At 49.6% G+C, this 19,218-nt stretch carries 18 protein-coding genes and 1 pseudogene; 4 read left to right on the top strand and 15 right to left on the bottom strand.

Going from position 1 to position 19,218, the window contains the following annotated elements:
• From QUF18_RS15590 to QUF18_RS15580, 3 genes and pseudogenes are all read right to left on the bottom strand, one after another.
• Window positions 1–367, bottom strand: a pseudogene (locus tag QUF18_RS15590) (IS6 family transposase); the annotation flags it as partial.
• A gap of 71 nt (window positions 368–438) precedes the next feature.
• On the bottom strand, window positions 439–996 hold the full coding sequence (prfH, locus tag QUF18_RS15585) for a peptide chain release factor H (protein WP_289388182.1): 558 nt from the start codon (window positions 994–996) through the stop codon (window positions 439–441).
• Window positions 983–2,200 (bottom strand): RNA ligase RtcB family protein, encoded by a 1,218-nt coding sequence (locus QUF18_RS15580; protein ID WP_289388181.1) that lies wholly within the window; start codon window positions 2,198–2,200, stop codon window positions 983–985. Before QUF18_RS15580 ends, prfH begins: the two co-directional genes overlap by 14 nt.
• A gap of 455 nt (window positions 2,201–2,655) precedes the next feature.
• On the opposite strand from QUF18_RS15580, the gene QUF18_RS15575 reads away from it, so the two are divergent.
• A complete protein-coding gene (locus QUF18_RS15575; protein ID WP_289388180.1) occupies window positions 2,656–3,957 on the top strand; it encodes a metal-dependent hydrolase family protein in 1,302 nt (433 codons plus the stop codon).
• Window positions 3,958–4,008: 51 nt separating this feature from the next.
• Here the strand turns inward: QUF18_RS15575 and QUF18_RS15570 are convergent, their stop codons facing one another.
• Window positions 4,009–4,824, bottom strand: a complete 816-nt coding sequence (locus QUF18_RS15570; RefSeq protein ID WP_289388179.1) for an AraC family transcriptional regulator — start codon at window positions 4,822–4,824, stop codon at window positions 4,009–4,011.
• A gap of 95 nt (window positions 4,825–4,919) precedes the next feature.
• Here QUF18_RS15570 and QUF18_RS15565 point away from each other — a divergent pair, with 95 nt between their 5' ends.
• The gene (locus QUF18_RS15565; protein WP_289388178.1) at window positions 4,920–6,152 is read left to right on the top strand and encodes an MFS transporter; all 1,233 of its coding nucleotides are present in this window, start codon (window positions 4,920–4,922) and stop codon (window positions 6,150–6,152) included.
• 61 nt (window positions 6,153–6,213) lie between these two features.
• On the opposite strand, the gene QUF18_RS15560 is transcribed toward QUF18_RS15565, so the two are convergent.
• Complete coding sequence (locus tag QUF18_RS15560) at window positions 6,214–7,122, bottom strand: LysR family transcriptional regulator (protein WP_289388177.1); 909 nt, start codon at window positions 7,120–7,122, stop codon at window positions 6,214–6,216.
• A gap of 148 nt (window positions 7,123–7,270) precedes the next feature.
• Between QUF18_RS15560 and QUF18_RS15555 the strand changes: the two genes are divergently transcribed.
• The gene (locus tag QUF18_RS15555; protein WP_289388175.1) at window positions 7,271–8,095 is read left to right on the top strand and encodes an aldo/keto reductase; all 825 of its coding nucleotides are present in this window, start codon (window positions 7,271–7,273) and stop codon (window positions 8,093–8,095) included.
• 13 nt (window positions 8,096–8,108) lie between these two features.
• A complete protein-coding gene (locus QUF18_RS15550; protein ID WP_289388174.1) occupies window positions 8,109–9,308 on the top strand; it encodes an MFS transporter in 1,200 nt (399 codons plus the stop codon).
• A 59-nt stretch (window positions 9,309–9,367) separates the two neighbouring features.
• Here QUF18_RS15550 and QUF18_RS15545 read toward each other — a convergent pair whose 3' ends face one another.
• From QUF18_RS15545 to QUF18_RS15500, 10 genes are all read right to left on the bottom strand, one after another.
• The gene (locus tag QUF18_RS15545; protein WP_289388173.1) at window positions 9,368–10,255 is read right to left on the bottom strand and encodes a helix-turn-helix domain-containing protein; all 888 of its coding nucleotides are present in this window, start codon (window positions 10,253–10,255) and stop codon (window positions 9,368–9,370) included.
• A gap of 797 nt (window positions 10,256–11,052) precedes the next feature.
• Entirely contained in the window at window positions 11,053–11,499 is a 447-nt protein-coding gene (locus QUF18_RS15540; protein ID WP_289388171.1) for an iron-sulfur cluster assembly scaffold protein, read from the bottom strand.
• Window positions 11,496–11,933 (bottom strand): DUF1641 domain-containing protein, encoded by a 438-nt coding sequence (locus QUF18_RS15535; RefSeq protein ID WP_289388168.1) that lies wholly within the window; start codon window positions 11,931–11,933, stop codon window positions 11,496–11,498. The genes QUF18_RS15540 and QUF18_RS15535 overlap by 4 nt, the downstream gene beginning before the upstream one ends.
• A 5-nt stretch (window positions 11,934–11,938) precedes the next feature.
• On the bottom strand, window positions 11,939–13,129 hold the full coding sequence (locus QUF18_RS15530; RefSeq protein WP_289388166.1) for an NAD(P)/FAD-dependent oxidoreductase: 1,191 nt from the start codon (window positions 13,127–13,129) through the stop codon (window positions 11,939–11,941).
• Between the two features lie 207 nt (window positions 13,130–13,336).
• Entirely contained in the window at window positions 13,337–14,020 is a 684-nt protein-coding gene (locus QUF18_RS15525) for an ABC transporter ATP-binding protein (protein WP_374807190.1), read from the bottom strand.
• Entirely contained in the window at window positions 14,020–14,769 is a 750-nt protein-coding gene (locus QUF18_RS15520; RefSeq protein WP_289388164.1) for an ABC transporter ATP-binding protein, read from the bottom strand. Before QUF18_RS15520 ends, QUF18_RS15525 begins: the two co-directional genes overlap by 1 nt.
• A complete protein-coding gene (locus QUF18_RS15515; protein ID WP_289388163.1) occupies window positions 14,762–15,733 on the bottom strand; it encodes a branched-chain amino acid ABC transporter permease in 972 nt (323 codons plus the stop codon). Before QUF18_RS15515 ends, QUF18_RS15520 begins: the two co-directional genes overlap by 8 nt.
• Before the next feature lie 54 nt (window positions 15,734–15,787).
• Window positions 15,788–16,708: a branched-chain amino acid ABC transporter permease gene (locus tag QUF18_RS15510; RefSeq protein WP_289388162.1), complete on the bottom strand. Its 921-nt coding sequence runs from the start codon at window positions 16,706–16,708 to the stop codon at window positions 15,788–15,790.
• Window positions 16,709–16,857: 149 nt separating this feature from the next.
• Window positions 16,858–18,006: an ABC transporter substrate-binding protein gene (locus tag QUF18_RS15505; RefSeq protein WP_289388160.1), complete on the bottom strand. Its 1,149-nt coding sequence runs from the start codon at window positions 18,004–18,006 to the stop codon at window positions 16,858–16,860.
• Window positions 18,007–18,107: 101 nt separating this feature from the next.
• Entirely contained in the window at window positions 18,108–19,187 is a 1,080-nt protein-coding gene (locus QUF18_RS15500; RefSeq protein WP_353074532.1) for a hormone-sensitive lipase, read from the bottom strand.
• Window positions 19,188–19,218 lie beyond the last annotated feature (31 nt).

Here is a 19,218-nt window from a genome sequence, read left to right as displayed (position 1 = left end):
CGCACTGGCCTGCCGTGGCGGGCCAGTGCCTTGCGTATAAAGCGTTTAGCAGCTGTCAGATCACGATGTTTGCTGAAATAGAACTCAACCGTATCGCCATTGCTATCGATGGCACGATATAAGTACAGCCACGCGCCTTTGACCTTAATATAGGTTTCATCAAGGTTCCATTTGCGCGTGACCTGACGCTTCGTTCAAGCAGTTTTGGACTAAAGCAGATGACCCAACGATGGACGGTTGAATGATCGAGATCGATGCCACGTTCCGCCATCATTTCCTTCAGATTGCGCAGGCTCAAATTGTAAGCCAGGTACCACCGAACACACAGCAGAATAACGGATTTATCAAAATGGCGACCTTTAAACATCTAAAATACTCAGCTGAATAAAAGCCAAGATACTATCAGGTTATCCATTGACGAAAAGTTTGCAACACAACCTATCGTGCAGCCTTGGCATTTTCCATTTCATTCTCCTGCAGATGTTGCAGCATAGCTTTCAGCCGCTCCAAAGCTTCTGCTTTATTACGATGCTGAGACCGCTCATTGCGCGCAGTGAGCTGTATCCCCGTCGGAATGTGGAGAATACGCACGGCACTATCCGTTGTATTTTGATGTTGTCCGCCGGGGCCTCCGGCGCGCAGTGTTTCAAACCGGATATCTTCCGGACGGATGTCAACTGCACTTGCCTTCGGCAGGTCAGCTTCTGACACAGAAACAAACCAGTTCTGCCGCTTATGCTGCGGACGAACAGGACTCTTGAAAATGAACCTGATTGTCCCGCAATAATCCCGCGCAATCTGATCTGCCTTGTCCCCTTCGATAGTTACCAGCACTGACTTTGGGCCATATTTGTCCGGTGCCGTTACAGAGGTCATTTCAAATCTGCAATCCGATTGAAGTGCTTCTTTCTGTAAAACATCAACCAAGCGGCCAAGTGCAATACGACATTCAGCGGGGCCGGAACCAGATGATAAAAACAAGTCAACGCTTTTCATAATGCCCCTTTCGGCCTCTCTTATCGTCATTCTTCAGGCTCCCGCCAGTCTTCTGATCCATTGCCTTTTTGTAGGTCAGCAAAGGACGCATAGCCGCCACAGGGTCAATAAGATGATGTGCTTCAAGATCCGCAACCACCTGCGCAGAATCCTTGTAGGCCGATGCGGCTTCTTCCACCATCAAAGCCCGATCATCACAAATCGCCCTGCCGCCCCACGGATTACGCAGGTGTTGCTCACGTTGTGAACGAAGCTTGCCAATGCGTCCCTGCATACTGGCACGGTCATATTTACGACCTGCACCATGTGAAATAGCCCCGAGCGATTGCTGCACTTCATCGCGGGCGCGAACGATATAACTCAGGCTCGCCCGTGATCCCGCAACAGGAACCAAATCACCAGCATTCGCCACTGCCGCACCTTTATGATGAACAATTCCGTCAGGCTGAACACGCACAACATTATGCGGAACATCCGCGATCAATGTGCAATCAGCGTGTAATGCCTTAGCTGCGCGCTCCGCAATCATCCGGCGGTTAAGCGATGCCCATTTAACACATTGATCATGCTTATTTTTCCACCGTGTATAGGCAGGAGAGCCGATCTCCAGACCTTCATTATTGGCCTCACCAGCAACAAGAAACTCTGCAAAAACAGACGCACCCAACCCCCGTGAACCGGAATGAACCAACAAGTAAAGCGCCTGACTATCAAGCACGCCCTCAGAAGAACCTGCAAACATTTCATCCACAGCCTGTAATTCACAAAAGTGATTACCGCCGCCGATTGTTCCCAATCCTTCCGGAAACAGATCATGAGGAAGCCCGCTTGCAGCCAGCATTGCACCGGCATCAGAAATTTCCTGCATTTCCAACTCGCGTAAACGAAGCTCTGCTTTATCAATACGTAATTTACGCACGGGCAGATCAAGCATGAACAGGCTCATTCCGCAGCCAATATCGTTGCCGATTAATAAAGGATGCAGCCTGTTGGCAAGCAAAGCCACACCGGTCGCACCATATTTCCCCGGATGCAAATCAGGAAAGGCAGCAAGTGTCATCGCACCGTTAAGGCGAGCCATTTGATCAAGCTGGCGAAGGGTTTCCCCTTCCACCCAGCTTTTATCCGTATAGAAACGGCGTATTATAGCCGGAACCTGTGTTCCGGCTTCAGGAGAGCATAAGCTCTCAATTAAAATGCCCATAATTTTTAAACTCTGGATATAAGGTATCATCTGCTGACAAAGCCAGCAGGTCACTCAACATTCGTCAGCAATTACTGAGTTAAGCTGAAACCCCAGCGGGGCGAAGGATAATGCCGTGCATTGTCGTGCTCCCTTTCCAGAAACAGGGCGATAATGCGCCCGAAATACTATTGTCTGTATAATCGTCCTGTTTTGAAAATCAACATGACACATTCTGTATCAGGGTGCTTTTCCGTAAATCAACGCAAGTCAGCATCCATCTGTGACCATTTAACATCACTACATACGTACCAGTCCATTCTCTAAAATTCAGTCACAATGAAAAAGCCCCAAGTAAACAAGAAGCCCCTCATAGGTTTCATGATCATATGTTGATTTATTTTCAATATTCGTTGACTGATCGTTTTTATTCGTCTCTCTTTACATCGTGCATCTCATTGGAGGAGAGAGTATCAATGCAAAAACATCTACTATTTGGACTACTCGCATCTTGTCTTTTCACTATGCCTGCATTTGCGCAGGATACAGATCAGACAACGATTATACATGCCGGAACTTTGCTGGCAAATCCGGCAGACAAGCCCCTCACCGAGCAATCAATCATTATCAAAAACAATAAGATTGAGGCTATCGAAACAGGCTTTTCTCAGCGCGACGGGGCAAAAATAGTAGATTTAAGCAAAGCTTTCGTTATGCCCGGCATGATCGACAGCCATGTCCACATCACATCACAACTGGCACCGGATGCACGCCTTAAGCGTGTAGAAAATTCGGATGCCGACTGGGCAATGCAGGGTGCACTGCATGGCAAACGCACATTAGAGGCAGGCTTCACGACAATTCAGGATCTGGGCGCCAGCGGTCAGGATGCCATCTTTGCGCTCAAAGAAGCATCAAAACGCAATGACTTGCCGCTGCCGCGCATTCGCAGTGCAGGATATGCCATTTCCGTCAGTGGCGGCCATGCGGATGGCCGTCAGGGTTATAATGATGATGTAGCCGAGGTCTTGCATAAAGATTCAATCTGCAACGGTGCCGATGATTGCCGCCGTGCAGCACGTGAACAAATTCGCAAAGGCGCCGATATCATCAAAATCACAGCAACCGGCGGCGTTCTGTCAAATACGCTCGCAGGCTTCAACCAGCAATTTACCAGCCCTGAGATTGAGGCAATTGTTGATGCGGCGAGCAGCATGGGGCGTAAAGTAACCGCCCATGCCCATGGCTTGAACGGCATTAATTCCTCGCTGGCATCCGGCGTTATGTCGATTGAACATGGCACCTATCTGGATGACAGCTCCATTGCACTGTTTAAGGAAAAAGGCGCTTATCTGGTGCCAACAGTTATGGCCGGTGATTTTGTCGCCAGAACTGCCAAAGAAGCGAAATGGATGACAGAGCCACAGCGTATTAAGTCGCTGCAAGCTGGCCCCTTAATGCTGGATATGTTGCGTAAAGCTCATAAAGCTGGTGTCCAAATTGCGTTTGGTACCGATAGCGGTGTTTCTGTTCACGGAGACAATGCCACTGAACTGGTGCTGATGGTCGAGGCCGGAATGACACCGCAGGAAGCGTTACTCGCTGCAACAGTCAATGCGGCAACCCATATTGATATGATTGAAGACATCGGCACCATTGAAAGCGGGAAACTCGCCGATATTATTGCTGTAAAAACCAATCCGCTCGATAATATCGAACAGATGCGTGATGTCGGCTTTGTCATGAAAGACGGTAATATCTACAAGTCAGCCTTGTAAAATCTACAACGAACGCTCTTGCTGGTCATTTAGCCAGCAAGCGTTCCGAGTTTAGCTTGTTCTGGAATAGTCCGGCATTCCGGCCTGTTCCAGACCTTGCAAATAACGGGTCGGTGTCTGTCCCAGAGCCTTCTTAAACATCGTAATAAATGCGGTCGGCGATTCATATCCGAGCATTTCAGATGTTGCTTGCACTGAAGTACCTGCCGCAATCTCGCGCAGGGCAATAATCAGATGCAGCTGCTGCCGCCAGCGGCCAAAGGTCAACCCTGTTTCCTGCACCATCAGTCTTGCAAGCGAGCGCTCGCTCACCGCGATCCGCATTGCCCATTGTGCCAAGGTACTGCGATCTGCCGGATCTGCACTCAGCGCTTCAGCCATCAGGCGAATTTTAGGATGATCCGAAACCGGCAGATGGAAATCCTCCTGCCGCATCAGAACCAGCTCGTCCAGCAATACGCGAACCAGCCGGTCGGTATGACCGCCATCCGGATAATCCAGTGGTTGCTGCGCCAGATATCTGATCATTTCTCTCAGCATAGGAGAGACCGATAAAGTGCAGCAATGATCCGGCAAGGATACGGCATCCGGTTCAACAAACAGATATGCCAGATGTGCATTCGCTGTCGCATGATTGGAATGTGCGAGATCACCCGGAATCCAGACCCCGCAATTTGGCGGCACCATCCACATACCGTCCCTCACCTGACAGGTTACAGCACCATGCAAAGCCAACACGAGCTGGCCTTTACGATGCTGATGAACCGGTATTTCGGTCGAATAATCTCGAAAATTCAAATCCAGCGCAATCGCAGGGCGGGCGGTCAAATCAGGATCAAAATCAATAGAGTTGTGACGTGGCTGCATGACAATCTGGCATAATTTAGCGATTAATAGGCACTATAGCTAAATTCACAAGCACTGCAAGCCGGTAAATAGAGGAAAAAGAATGGATTAAAATCATGAATATTAAAACCGGTTCTATAAAACGGCCCCTTCTGTTGCTTACTGGCATCTTGCTCATTGCCACAACATTACGTGCCCCTGTCACCGGCGTTGCGCCGGTACTCGAACTCATCCGAGACAGCTTTGGCTTCAGCACCACGACCGCCGGCGCATTGACGACGCTGCCACTGCTGGCCTTTGCAATCGCCTCTCCCTTCGCTGTGATCCTGTCACGAAAATGCGGTTTGGAACGCAGCCTGTTCATCGCGCTATTGCTGGTCACCAGCGGTATTTTATTACGCCTGATCGAGTCTGTCTGGTGCCTGTTTCTGGGAACCGGCATCATCGGCATCGGCATTGCAATCGCAAATGTCCTATTGCCCGGACTTTTAAAGCGCGATTTCCCTGACAAAATTGCGGCGATAACAGGCGCCTATTCCGTTACGGCAGGGGTAGCCGCAGCAGTCGCCTCCACTGTTGCCATTCCTATCGCCTCCCTTTCCGGTTATGGCTGGAACTGGGCGCTGGGATCATTCGTTATTTTTCCGCTGCTCGCAATTGCAGCATGGATACCGCAATTAGCCAATACAACCACCAACACGCAAAACCATAAGGCAATCCAACACGATGATAATCTGTGGCGCTCTCCTCTCGCGTGGCAGGTCACACTGTTTTTTGGCCTCAACTCACTGGTCTATTATGTCATTGTCGCCTGGCTCCCTGCCATTTTGACTGAGGCCGGATATTCTCCCGCTGCAGCAGGCTCACTGCATGGGATTTCTCAATTGGCAACAGCTGTACCGGGCCTCATTTTTGGTGCAGTACTCAGCCGTTTTAAAGATCAGAAAACTGTCGCTATTGCTCTTCCGACTATGACAGCACTCTCCCTCGCCGGCATTGTTATCCTGCCACAATGGGCTGTATTCTGGGTGGGGCTTTTTGGCTTCGGCTGCGGTGCCACTTTCATTCTTGCTCTGGCATTTATCAGCCTGCGCTCAGCCAATGTCAGTCAGGCTGCAACACTCTCGGGCATGGCACAATGTGCAGGCTATTCGATTGCGGCCGGTGCACCTCCGGCTGCGGGCATGATCCATGATTATTTTCATAGCTGGGCAGCATTATTGATCATCTGCACAATCATTTGCGGCTTGATGGCAATACTGGGCTATTGCGCCGGACGCCCTGTGCATATTCAATCAAGAAAACAGGCCGTCGCACCCTGCATTAACAATGCGTTGGCGACAGAATAGTCGATTTATTATCATCTGCTTGCTATCTGGTCTCCGACCATGCAAGCAGATGAACGGCCTGTCATGCTTGGGCATTGAGGAATTTTTGCAACCTCGGCACGATAAAATCAAGAAAGAGACGAACGCGCTGCGGCATCCGTTGTCCGCCCAAAAAAACAGCGTGAATGTCCTCTTTATCCGGCTCGATCACATCAGTCAGAACTTCAACAAGACGACCTGCGGCCAGATCTTCCCGCACATGATAATCCCCCATGCGTGCCAGCCCCGCACCAGCCAACGCCATACGGCGCACTGTCTCACCATTATTGGCTAGCAGAGAGCCTTTCACTACGCGATCCGTCATTCGCCCGCCTTCCTTCAGCGGCCAGACCGGCGCTGCGCGACGAAAGTTGAAGCCGATACAGTTATGCTGTGACAGGTCTTCTGTTTTAACAGGTGTTCCGTAGCGCTCGAGATAGCCAGGCGACGCCACAATTTTACGATAGGCAGTACCAATTCGCCGTGCCATCATGCCGGAATCCGGAAGTGTCGCCACACGAAAAGCAATATCGGTTCGCTCAAGGTACAGATCAACAATTTCGTCGGACAGCGACAAGTCTACAACAATGTGCGGATAAGCCTCCCAGAACTCCATCAATAGCGGCTCAAGTCCCAAAACACCCAACCCCACAGAAACATTCACCCGAACCACGCCGCTCGCCGCTGCAGCCCCCTGTGAAAGCTCATGTTCAATCTGGTCCAGATCCTGCAACAGGGTCAGGCCGCGTTCATAATAAAACTTACCCTCATCTGTCAGTGACAGACGGCGGGTTGAACGCTCAATCAACCGCACACCAAGCCGCGCTTCCATGCGCGAAATCAGCTTGCTGATTGTTGATGGGGTCATTCGTAATAATCTTGCGGCTTCAGAGAAACTTCCCGTCTCAACCACACGCAAAAACACCTGCATCTCACCGGTACGATTATCCATCTGCGCCTCACTTGTGATTTTGTTTCACAGATGATGTGGAATTCGGGATGATTATCAAGTCCCCGCAGACACTTTATTTGATGACTAAGACAAAAGACCCGTGAACGGCTGACAATTTCTTCCTGTTCACCTCACAAGGAATTTTATTATGCAAACTGTTACAGCCCACGGCGCCACTATCCCAGCGCTTGGTTTCGGTGTCTTCCGCATGTCTGATGCGGAAGTTGAGCGGGTCATTCCGGCAGCACTTGAAGCCGGTTTTCGCCATTTCGATACCGCACAAATCTATCAGAATGAAGCAGCGCTCGGCAAAGCACTGCAGACTGCCGGTGTGCGTCGGGATGAATTATTCCTGACCACCAAAGTCTGGGTGGATAATTATAGTGCAGGTCGTTTCGCTGCCTCGGTTGATGAAAGCCTCGAAAAGCTGCAGACAGATCAGGTTGATCTTCTGCTTCTGCACTGGCCTGCCGATCAGGTTTCAATTGCCGCCCAGATCGACATGCTGAATGCAGTCAAAGAGGCCGGAAAGACCAAATTTATCGGCGTTTCCAATCAAAACATCGCACAAATGAAGGAATCCGTTGCTCACTCCGCTGCCCCGATCATCACCAATCAGGTTGAGTTGCACCCTTATCTCCCTCAGCATCAGCTTGTGGCTGCTGCTCATGACAGTGGCATGGCAGTAACCGCTTATTATAGCATGGCTGACGGCGCAGTTCCGCAAGATGCAACATTGCAAAAGATCGGTGCAAAATATGGCAAAACCGCTGCACAGATCGGTCTTCGCTGGCTGGTGCAACAGGGACATATTGCGCTTTCAAAAACAGCGAATCCTGCGCGTGTTGCTGAAAATATCGCGATTTTTGATTTTGTATTGGAAGACAGTGACATGGCTGTGATTGCCAGTCTCGCCCGCACGGATGGCCGCCTTGTCAGCCCTGCCGGTCTAGCTCCAGTCTGGGATATTTAAGAGGATTATCATTATGAGCACATTTGCTCCGGCGGCTGTTCATACGGCCGCATCATCCTTATCTGCGCGTGGTGTATTGCTTGCACTTGCAATCGGCGCGTTTGGTATAGGTACAACAGAATTTTCCCCTATGGGGCTGTTACCGGTCATTGCTGACGGAGTTGACGTATCAATCCCCACAGCAGGATTGCTGATAAGTGCCTATGCCATCGGCGTGATGGTCGGCGCACCTATTATGACGCTCGCCTTCAGCCGCTTTGGCAAACGCACAGCGCTAATCCTGCTGATGGTGATTTTCACCATCGGTAATTTACTGTCAGCGCTGGCTCCGGGCTATTATACGCTGTTACTGGCTCGCCTTGTAACCAGCCTCAACCATGGCGCATTTTTTGGCTTAGGTGCAGTTGTAGCGGCCAGTGTCGTTGCTAAAGAAAAACAGGCCAGTGCAGTTGCCGCGATGTTTATGGGACTGACCATCGCCAATATTGGTGGTGTTCCTGCAGCCACATGGATTGGTCAGCAAATTGGCTGGCGCATGGCCTTTGCCGGAACAGCCCTGATTGGAATTGTTGCTATTATTGCTTTATGGCTCGCACTCCCGAAAGGTGAGCGGGGAACAATGCCTGATGTTCGTAAGGAGTTACGGGTTTTAACACGTCCGGCTGTACTACTTGCCATGACAACCACTGTCATGGGGGCAGGTGCCATGTTTACCCTCTACACCTATGTAGCTCCCGCTCTGGAAACACTGACCAATGCATCCGGTGCTTTTGTTACAATGGCACTGGCACTGATTGGTGTTGGCTTTACCTTTGGTAACTGGATGGGCGGTCGGCTTGCCGACTGGTCGCTGGATGGAGCAACAAAGATATTTCTGGCCTCTCTTGCTTTGATTATGTTTGTGTTGCCATTTGTCCTCAGCACGCATAGTGGCGCTGCAATCGGATTGTTATTCTGGGGTGCTGCAGCTTTTGCTCTTGTCCCGCCCGTGCAGATGCGTGTCATGCTAGCGGCTTCCGAGGCACCCGGACTTGCCTCATCCATTAATGTCGGCGCATTTAATCTTGGCAATGCCGTTGGCGCAGCACTCGGAGCCGGTGTGATCAGTCTGGGATTTGGCTATGCGGCCGTTTCAATTGCAGGCGGGTTACTGGCTGCTGGCGGCCTCGCTCTGGTGCTGATTGGCAGTAAAAATACACCGCTTGCCAGATAAATCAGACGGAACCGGAAACAACTCATCCGGTTCCTCTATCGTCATAGAGCTTGCGCACGTCATTGAACTGTTGTGAAGCCCGCAAGATAACTCTGGATATCACGCACCCGTCCATCTTCTACAATTAGTTTCGTACGTTCATGCCTGACTTCATTGGGTGTCATATCAAAATAATGGCGAAATGATCTTTGAAACTGGTCAGAGCCGGCAAAACCCCAATGTTCGACCAGATGGGGTAGCGGGGTCGCGGGATTCCGTAATAGTTGCTGATAGGCTGCATGTAGTCGCTTTTCACGTATCACCCGCATGATGCCACCCTCAGTCTCGAACATACGGTAAAGATGAGCACGAGAGACTTTAAACCGGCTTAGCAGCATTTGAATATCAAGACACGGCTCGGCCAGATTTTTGTCTATAAAATCTAGAACCCGCATCCGTAAAACTGGCACTAAAGACGGATCATCTTCTTTCAGAGCGGAGTAATGCAGCGCCAAAGCGAGCAAGGATATGACAGCCTCCTCAACATCCAAAGTATTTGTGTCTGTTGTTACGGGCGTCAAATTCGCAATACCGGTTATAACATCGGCAAGTAGTTGTGTTTGTGGTAACCCTGCCTTGAGTAAAGTACCGTGTAATTTCCGTCCGTTCATCGCTTTTTCCACGCGATCGCGCTGTAAAAGCAGAGAATATGTCGAACCGGCACTATAATTCGATGAAAAAACGCGCCCGAAATCGAACAGATATACATCTCCTCTGGAGACCGACAATCTTGTCCCCGCAAAGTCTATCATAGCGGAAGCACCGGCGAACATTTGCAAGAGATAGAAGTCTTCAAGTCCGCTCCGGCTGATAATTCTCCAGTCCCGCATAAAACGCTGAGGCTTGAAACGAGCATAACCAGACATCATCGCGCCAATTATTTTTAAACCAAAGGCGCCTTCAAGCATAGGATAAAGCCCGCTGTCACATGGTGAGCTATCGAACAAAGGGCGAGTAACATCGCGCCAATAATCCGTTCGTTGAGAGGGCTCAACCAAGTCCGTTGAAACCTGTAGAACACCTTGCACGATGCGTCACCTCGTAAAAAACTGAATCGCATATCCGCTGCCAGACAGACTATTCTTAGTTGTTATCTATGCGAAAGAGATTTTTTGTCGTTGGCTCAATAAAATTATACAAATTTATAATAAAGTTGCGCACAAAAATGAGATTTCAGGTCGTGGAAGCCCTGAAGGGATTATGCTACAAATATAAACGTCACACTGAGATCAAATAATCCCACATTAATAGATGATAAACAAGCAGAATTACATATAAAAATATCGATTAATAATCGTAAAATATCAAAAATCAAAAGATGCAACTCAATACGCCTTTGTAAAAATAAGAATTCAATATCGGATACTCGTAAGAAATATTTCCTATATTGAATTTACAGCAGTCCATGTCAGAAATTCTCTTAATTAAAACCGATAGTACCACCATATAAAAAAGATTGTCCGGCCGTTTAGCCGGATTTTGACGGAGGTTTATTGGAGCATCTACTGGTTCCGAGATAGCTCTGCGGACCGTAATATACGGCTGCAGTCAACATCCTTCGTCATCGGCGGCAGTGCCGGAGTGTGGATAGCACAAACTATTCATGTTCAGCGGGGGCACGGTCACTGCCGCCGAAACGAATTTCAATCACCAGTAAAATATTTAGAAAATCATATCGCAATAGATTTAAGTTCATATCATTGGGCTATTTCACAAAGTCCAACTGATACGCGGCCTCCCCAAGCACCTGAAAAGGCAGCATAATAGAGCCGTGTCGCGTTTTAAAGGAGCGGGCAGCAACAAACATCTCCAGCGCATCCCACCTTGCAGGAAAGTGCACATCATCGCCTGCCAGTAAGCGAGAGAGCATTATAGCGACTTCATGGATCTCTGCAAAACTACATTCTGGCGCCTTTGCAACCACAACGGCGGTTGAAGCCATGCCAAGAGTACAGGCACGTACCTGAAAACCAAGCGCTGTAATCACCTCCTGATTATGGCAAATATCAAGAGTTACAGCACTGCCGCAGACAGGACTGGTACGACGAACGCTCAGATCCGCAGGAACGAGACGGGCATCATTACGAGATTTTCGTGCCCATTCACGCACTCTGTCCTCGTAAAGACGCCCGATATCAGCTTGCGTATTCATTTCTCCGCAGGACTGTCCATCTGCCGCCCAAGTACCGCAAGAAACTGCAATACAAAATGCAGTCCCCGCCGTACGTCCTCATTGCCAGCAACCTTCAGAAGACCAAACAATGATGGCAACGGTAAAGTCGCCGTCTGGTTCTGTGCATAGCGCGCAGCATTACCCAATGACCATGCGGCACCGACAGATTCCTCATAGGCTTTCATCAGCTTCTGCACCATAGCATCGTCGAACATATCAACACTGTCTGAAGCCAAAGACAGCAGATCAACAACATTATGGAAACGCTTACCCTGTAAAAGCGGTGAGATTTTTTCCAGCAAATCTTTCAGGCCACGCTCTGTCGCCTCATCCAGCAAAGGCGACACTGTTATAAATTCGTCTTTATTGGCTTTGTTCAAAGTAATGTCCTCCCCTGAGGCTGCATTTTTCATAAAACTCAGATGATCCCGCGTGCGACAGACCAATAAATACCGCGATTGAAGGCCTTGCGTAGCAGCCCGCCCACTTTTGTCGGCGGCGTGGGATGCACATCCTCGTCATAATTATACCAAAGCGGCATACCTGCCTCGAGCCCCATCTGAGCGACGGCCTGTACTTTGCCATCATAAGCATCAACAACACGACCGAGACGAATATCGCCGGCAATATTATTGGCAATCACCGGACACTGATTATGGCAGGAACCACCAGCCTTGGAGATCGGCAAATCTACCGTATCGCCCATCACATAAGCATTAGGATAACCATCAAGCTGTAAGGTTTGCCGGTTCGTCGGCAACCAACCTTCATTATCCGCAGCTTGCGAAACGCCGCTTTCAAGAACTGCGTCCACAGCCCGGATAGGCGGCGTACACATCAGGAGATCAAAACCCTCCTCTTTGCCTTCCTCTGAAACGGCAATCTTACTTTCAGGATCAACGGAAGCCAGTGTAAAGCCCCGCTGGAATTTAATGTCTTTGCTCTCGAAAATTGCAGGCACCACTTCACACACTTCCTGCTGCAGGAAGAGGCAGTTGCGTAACAGCTGAGAAACTGTCGGGTACGTGTAAACGATCTCAACCTGATCGCGCACACCTTTACGCCGCAAATATTCATCCAGCATCAGCGTGGTTTCAATCGGCGCAATACCGCATTGATGCGGGACATTCGGCGTTTTCGGGAAATTCACCGTAATGAAAATACGGCCCTTCTCAAAATTACGCAGCTTTTCTGCGAGTTGAAGCGCCGGTTTCTGCTGATAGAAGTAATCTCCGGCTTGCTTTAGACCCGGAATACGCTCCGGTGCGGGTAAACAGCCAGTAGACACTACGATATAATCATAGCCAATCGTCTTACCGCTCTCAGTCGTGACGGATGAACCGGCAAAATCGAAACGGGTAACTTTATCGACCTGAAAGTTAATTTCCGGACGCAGCAGTGTTTGTTGCTTGCGTCGCAATTCACCTTCAAAAAACATATCGAAGGCTACATACATAAAAGCAGGCTTATAGTAATGCCACGGCGAGTCCGACAATAATGTTACTTTGACGGCACCGCGCGCTACTTCCGGATAAAGCTTAGCCACAATACTATTGGCGGTCATTGTACCGCCAATACCGCCTCCAACAACGATAATATGCTTGGTCAAGAAAGCCCCCTGTTGCTGATTATGGATGCATGAGTGGTTTCATTCTCAAAATCAGGCTAACACAGGTAATTTATTCCAACAACTATAGATTTTAATAATTTATAGAATATAAATTGAACTATCACAAATTATTGATAATTCACGAAATATAAAAAAACGGCCACAAATAATCATGGCCGCAATATATAAAATTTTATTCTCAGATTGCTAAACACCGAGATACTGATCCTGTATTTCCGCATTCAGCGCATCAGGCTTGCCTTGCCAAACAGTGCGTCCACGCTCCAAAATCACGCACCGATCAGCAACCGGCAGCAGTTCCGACAGGGTTTTATCGACAACCAGAATAGACTGCCCACGTCGCTTCAACTCCCGCACAGCTTTCCAGATTTCCTGCCGGATCACTGGAGCCAATCCTTCTGTGGCCTCATCCAGCACAATCAATTCCGGATTGGTCATTAATGCCCGTCCGACTGCAAGCATCTGCTGCTCGCCACCTGATAAAGTATTCGCCTGTTGCTGGCTGCGCTCTTTCAGTCGCGGGAATAATTCATTCACTGCCCCAAGCGTCCACTCGCCTTTGCGGGCTGAAGCCAGCAAATTTTCCACGACAGTCAGATTGGGGAAACAACGCCGTCCTTCCGGCACAAGCCCGAGCCCCAGCCGTGCAATTCGATAAGGCGGCATTGCGGAAATATCACGCCCCATAAAGCTGATTTTACCCCGCCGCAGCGGCGTTAGCCCGAATACAGAGCGAATAGAGGTGGTTTTACCCATTCCGTTGCGCCCCATCAGAGCCACCACTTCGCCTTTGCCAACTTGCAGATCAATGCCAAACAGTGCCTGTGACGAGCCGTAAAATGTTTCAACCTGATTGAGTTCCAGCAACATCAGACAGCCTCCCCGAGATAGGCTTCACGCACCAGCGGATTGCTCCGAATTTCTGCGACCGTACCACTGGCAACCACACGACCATAAACCAGCACAGAAATGCGGTCTGCCAGAGCAAAAACGGCATCCATATCGTGTTCAACCAGCAAAACCGGCACTTCTTCACGCAATGCGTCCAGAAAGCCGGTTAATTGCTTGGAACCCTCCGGTCCCATCCCTGCCATTGGTTCATCCAGCAACAGCGCTTTAGAACGCAATGCCAGTGCAATCGCAATTTCAAGCTGACGGCGTTCGCCATGTGACAGCTCTGCACTGGCAATATGCATCCGCTCCGCAAGGCGCACACGCTCAAGAACAGCTGAGGCTTCGTCCCTCAAGCCTGCGTCTTTCATCACCGGCTTCCAAAAGCGAAAACTGGAGCCCTGCCGCGCCTGCAAAGCCAGCATCACATTCCGTAAAGCAGAGAATTCCGGCATCAGGGATGAGACCTGAAAGGTACGCCCCAAACCCAGTTGTGCGCGTTGCGTTACCCGTAATTGTCCGACATCCTGCCCGTCAAAACGGATTGCACCGCTGTCATGTTTAATGGTTCCGGCAATCTGCCCGATCAGTGTCGATTTCCCAGCACCATTGGGGCCGATCAATGCATGAATTTCACCTTTGTGCAGGTTCAAACTCACATCGTCAGTCGCCTTTAACCCGCCGAAGCTTTTGCAGAGATTTTGAATATCCAGAATTGGTTCAGCCATGACGGAGTTTCCCTGCAAAAAGGCCGATAATACCGCCGCGTGCAAACATCACCACACCCAGCAAAATCAGACCAAAGAAAAGCTGCCAATGTTCGACCATGCCGCCCAGCGCGAATTCAAACAGCACATAAAGCACCGCGCCGATTAACGGCCCAAACAAGCGGCCGGTACCACCGAGAATAATCAGCACAATCAACTCACCGGACATATGCCATGAGAACATTGACGGGCTGACAAAGCGGTTGAGATCAACAAACAACGCACCAGCCAGCGCTGTGATCATTGCTGAAAGCACAAAGGCCACAAGGCGAATGCGTAACGGTGCAATGCCCACCGATGACAGGCGCAGTTCATTCTGACGCGCGCCTTCCAGAGCCGCACCAAAACGGGAATTACGAAACCGTGAAAACAGAAACAACACCACCATCAACACGGCATAAGCGATCAGGAAAAAGCTCAGCGGTTTCAGCGTATTCACACCGGGAAAATTATTACGCATCGCCAGAGACAGCCCGTCTTCACCACCATAGGCAGGCCATGAAATTGCGAAATAATAAATCATCTGCGCAAAAGCCAACGTAATCATAATGAAGTAAACGCCGGAAGTTCGCAGACTAATAATTCCGATCGGCAAGGCAATCAAACCGGCGACCAGCATTGCTACCGGCCAGATAACCAGCATCTGATCACTGCCGGAAAACCAGTTAAAAATCATCGTTCCATCTGATGCATGGCTTGCAAGAATACCGGCAACATAGCCGCCAATGCCAAAGAAAGCCGCATGGCCGAAGGATACCATACCGCCCAGCCCCAACACCAGATTAAGTCCGGTGGCTGCAAGCGCCAGAATGGCAATGCGGGTGACGAGAGAAATATAGAATGTCTCTCCCATCTGATTGGCAATCAAGGCAACCGCAGGCAGAGCGAGTGCAAAAAACAGGCCGATAGCTATTTCGCGTTTCATCGGCCTTGCCTCCTGCCTGCAATAATCGCACTACTCAAAGAATATTTTTTAAAATCAGCCATTTGCAGCAAATAATCCCTGTGGGCGCATAGTGAGAATAATCGCCATAACAATGTAAATCAGCATCGATGCCAATGCGGTTCCGGCCGTTGCAGCCTGTGACGGCTCCATAAACAGCGCGAACAGTTTGGGCAGCAAAAAACGTCCCATTGTATCCACCACACCGACCAGAATGGCACCGTATAAAGCGCCTTTAACCGAACCTATGCCGCCGATAACAATGACCACAAAGGCAAGGATCAGTACCGGCTCCCCCATGCCAACCTGCACCGACTGCAAGGCACCAACCAAGGCACCGGCAAGACCGGCCAGCGCTGCACCGAGCGCAAAAACAATTGTGTTCAGCTTGGCAATATCAACGCCCAAGGCACCGATCATTTCACGATCAGCCTCACCTGCGCGGATACGCATACCCAAGCGGGTCTTGGCGATCAGGAAATACAGCCCGACAGCCACGATAATACCCGCGCCGATAATGGCCAAGCGGTACAACTGATATTGTGAACCGCCGGGCAAAGTGACTGAGCCCTGCAACAAAGGCGGAATATCCAGATACAGCGGGAAAGAACCAAAAATCCAACGTGTAGCGTCAGAGAAAATCAAAATAAGCGCGAAGGTCGCCAGAACCTGATCCAGATGGCTGCGGTAATAGAGCTTGCGGATCAGCACCATTTCCATAATGGCACCGGCACAGGCCGCGGCAATCAGACTGGCAATCAGGCCGAGCCAGAAAGAACCGGTTGCAGCGGCGACCACGGCGCAAGCAAATGCTCCCACCATAAAAAGTGAGCCATGTGCAAGATTGATAACCCCCATAACCCCGAAAATCAGGGTCAGGCCAGCCGCCATCAAAAACAGCATAATGCCGAATTGCAGCCCGTTTAGTAACTGCTCAATAAAAAGTGCAGAAGACAAAACCGCGTCCGATCTGTTGATTGCTTTTTATAAAATCTGCACAGAAATTACCGGTATGCTGCTCAATGCAGCATCATTTATTGTGCAGGGAATGCGGCAAACATAAAACTTGTTGCAGCGGTTTTATCCGCTGCAACAATCAAACATGCTTAGAGCTTGCAATCTTTGGCGTAATTATCCTGATGGTCTGTGAAACTTGTCGCCACGATCTTATTGGTCAGAACGCCGTCTTCCTTGATCACTTCGCGCATATAAATATCCTGAATAGGATGATTATTATTGCCGAATTTGAACTTGCCACGCACCGACTTGAAGTCAGCAGCTTTCATTGCTGCGCGGAATGCATCCTTGTCATTGATGCTGGCTTTTGCAGCAGCAGACAGGATCAGATTAGCTGCATCATAACCTTGTGTGGCATAAAGCGACGGCAGACGACCATATTCTTTTTTGAAGGCTTCGACATAGGCTTTATTCGCCTCATTATCGAGATCTTTTGACCAATGCGACGAGTTTTTTACACCCAGTGCCGCATCGCCGATAGCGCCCAGCACATCCTGATCAAAGGAGAAGCCAGGCCCTGTAACCGGAATGGTTACACCCGACTGGGAATATTGCTTCATGAAAGCAACGCCCATGCCGCCAGGAAGGAAGAAATAGACGGAATCTGCACCGGAGGCACGGATCTGCGCGATTTCAGCGGCATAGTCTGTCTGGCCGACTTTGGTATAGACTTCACCGGCAAGCTCGCCTTTATAAAAACGCTTATAGCCGGTCAGAGCATCAGTGCCTGCCGGATAATTCGGAGCGAGAATAAAGCTCTTTTTATAACCTGCTGTATTGGCATAGTTACCGACGGCTTCATGCAGATTATCATTCTGATAGGCCGCATTAAAATAATTTGCATTGCATTTTGCACCGGCCAAAGCCGAAGGCCCCGCATTGGTGGAAACGTAGATTTTATCCTGCGCCACAACACTCGGCACCACTGCCATAGCCAGATTGGACCAGACGATACCGGTCAGAATATCAACCTTGTCGCTCTGCACCATTTTGTCAGCAATCTGCACCGCCAGTTCAGGCTTTTGCGCATCATCTTCAACAATTACAGTGACATCTTTATTGCCGGATTGTTTGATCGCCAGCAGAAAGCCGTCACGGCTGTCAATGCCAAGGCCTGCACCACCGCCGGACAGAGTGGTGATCATACCGATTTTAAGTGGCTCGGCCTGCGCGGCCTGCGAAAGTGCCAGTCCAAGCCCGAAACAGGCGGTCGACAGGCTAAGTGTCAGTTTTTTCATCAGTGTTCCCTCGTGATTATTGTTATTGGGTAGTTCAATAATAAATTACCAAGACTTACAAGCTTGCTTTTCAGACTCCGAACACAAAAATGCGAAATACTCTAAAGACATAATAATTTACGCGTCAGCGGATGGTCCGCATGCTCAAGGCCATCCAGAATATTCATATGATGACGATCAGACTCCTCAACCTGATCGATCCGGACATCAAAGCCGCTCCATAAATTCGCCAGCGCCCGACTTTGACGAACAAATTCCGGCAATTCCTCTGCGCCTACCCATGTGGTGATATCTGTCCCAGCTAACGGTTCTTGTAAAACAGGACTTTCAAGACGCGCTTGCTCGAGATCAAGTTTAAAATCTTTGTTCATTTCAAGATTGAGCAATGGCCGCAAATCCGTCACAGCCGAGATCGGTACAATTTTACGCAAACGCTGTTGTAAGCTGCGGTTCAACGGTGTTGTCGTCGTTGCCATCCGTGCCACCAGATGCCCGCCCGCAGAATGCCCTGCCAAATGCAATGGTCCCTCAACCATTGATGCGGCCTGTTTTATCGCCATAGCAATTTCCGCCGTGATTTCAGGAATGCTGGCCTGCGGACACAGCGTATAGGACGGAATGGCCACCGCAAAGCCATGTGCAACAGCGCCTTGGGCTAAATGCGTGAAATAGAATTTGTCAAAGCGTAGCCAATAACCGCCATGTACAAAAACAACCAATCCGCGTGGCTGCGCCTGCGGCAACACAAGATCAAGAAGATTACGCTCTGCTGAACCATAACGCACATCGCCTGAAAATCGGCTCTGTGCTTCCATCTGGTCGCGAAAGCTTCGGGACTTCTGCTGCCATTGCGGAGGAAAACACGCAGAATCGACAACATGCTTCACATTGGAATAGGCCTGCTCCCAATTGCGGAGAAAAGGTCTTGCATTTCCATTCTGTAAAACTGGCGCAGTCAAACTATTCCGCATTCTCTCTCCTCCTGCCTGTGCTTCCGAATACACTCCTTTTATCGGAAACCAGTAAATATCTCCACAAATACAGAAATAATTCAAGCATGAAATTTCATACTTAAACCATTTCTGTGAAATTGTTCTGCTGAAATCGCGAAGCGCGGTATAAATGGCTATTCCTTGAAGCCACTGAGGCGCCATATAAATGCACCAATAAATCGTCTGCACGCCTGTTCATTCCTCAAACAAACAGGCGTGC

Origin of the sequence: Pseudochrobactrum kiredjianiae (assembly GCF_030362795.1) — a bacterium.
GTDB lineage: Bacteria > Pseudomonadota > Alphaproteobacteria > Rhizobiales > Rhizobiaceae > Pseudochrobactrum > Pseudochrobactrum kiredjianiae.
This window is presented reverse-complemented; position numbering and strand designations above follow the sequence as displayed.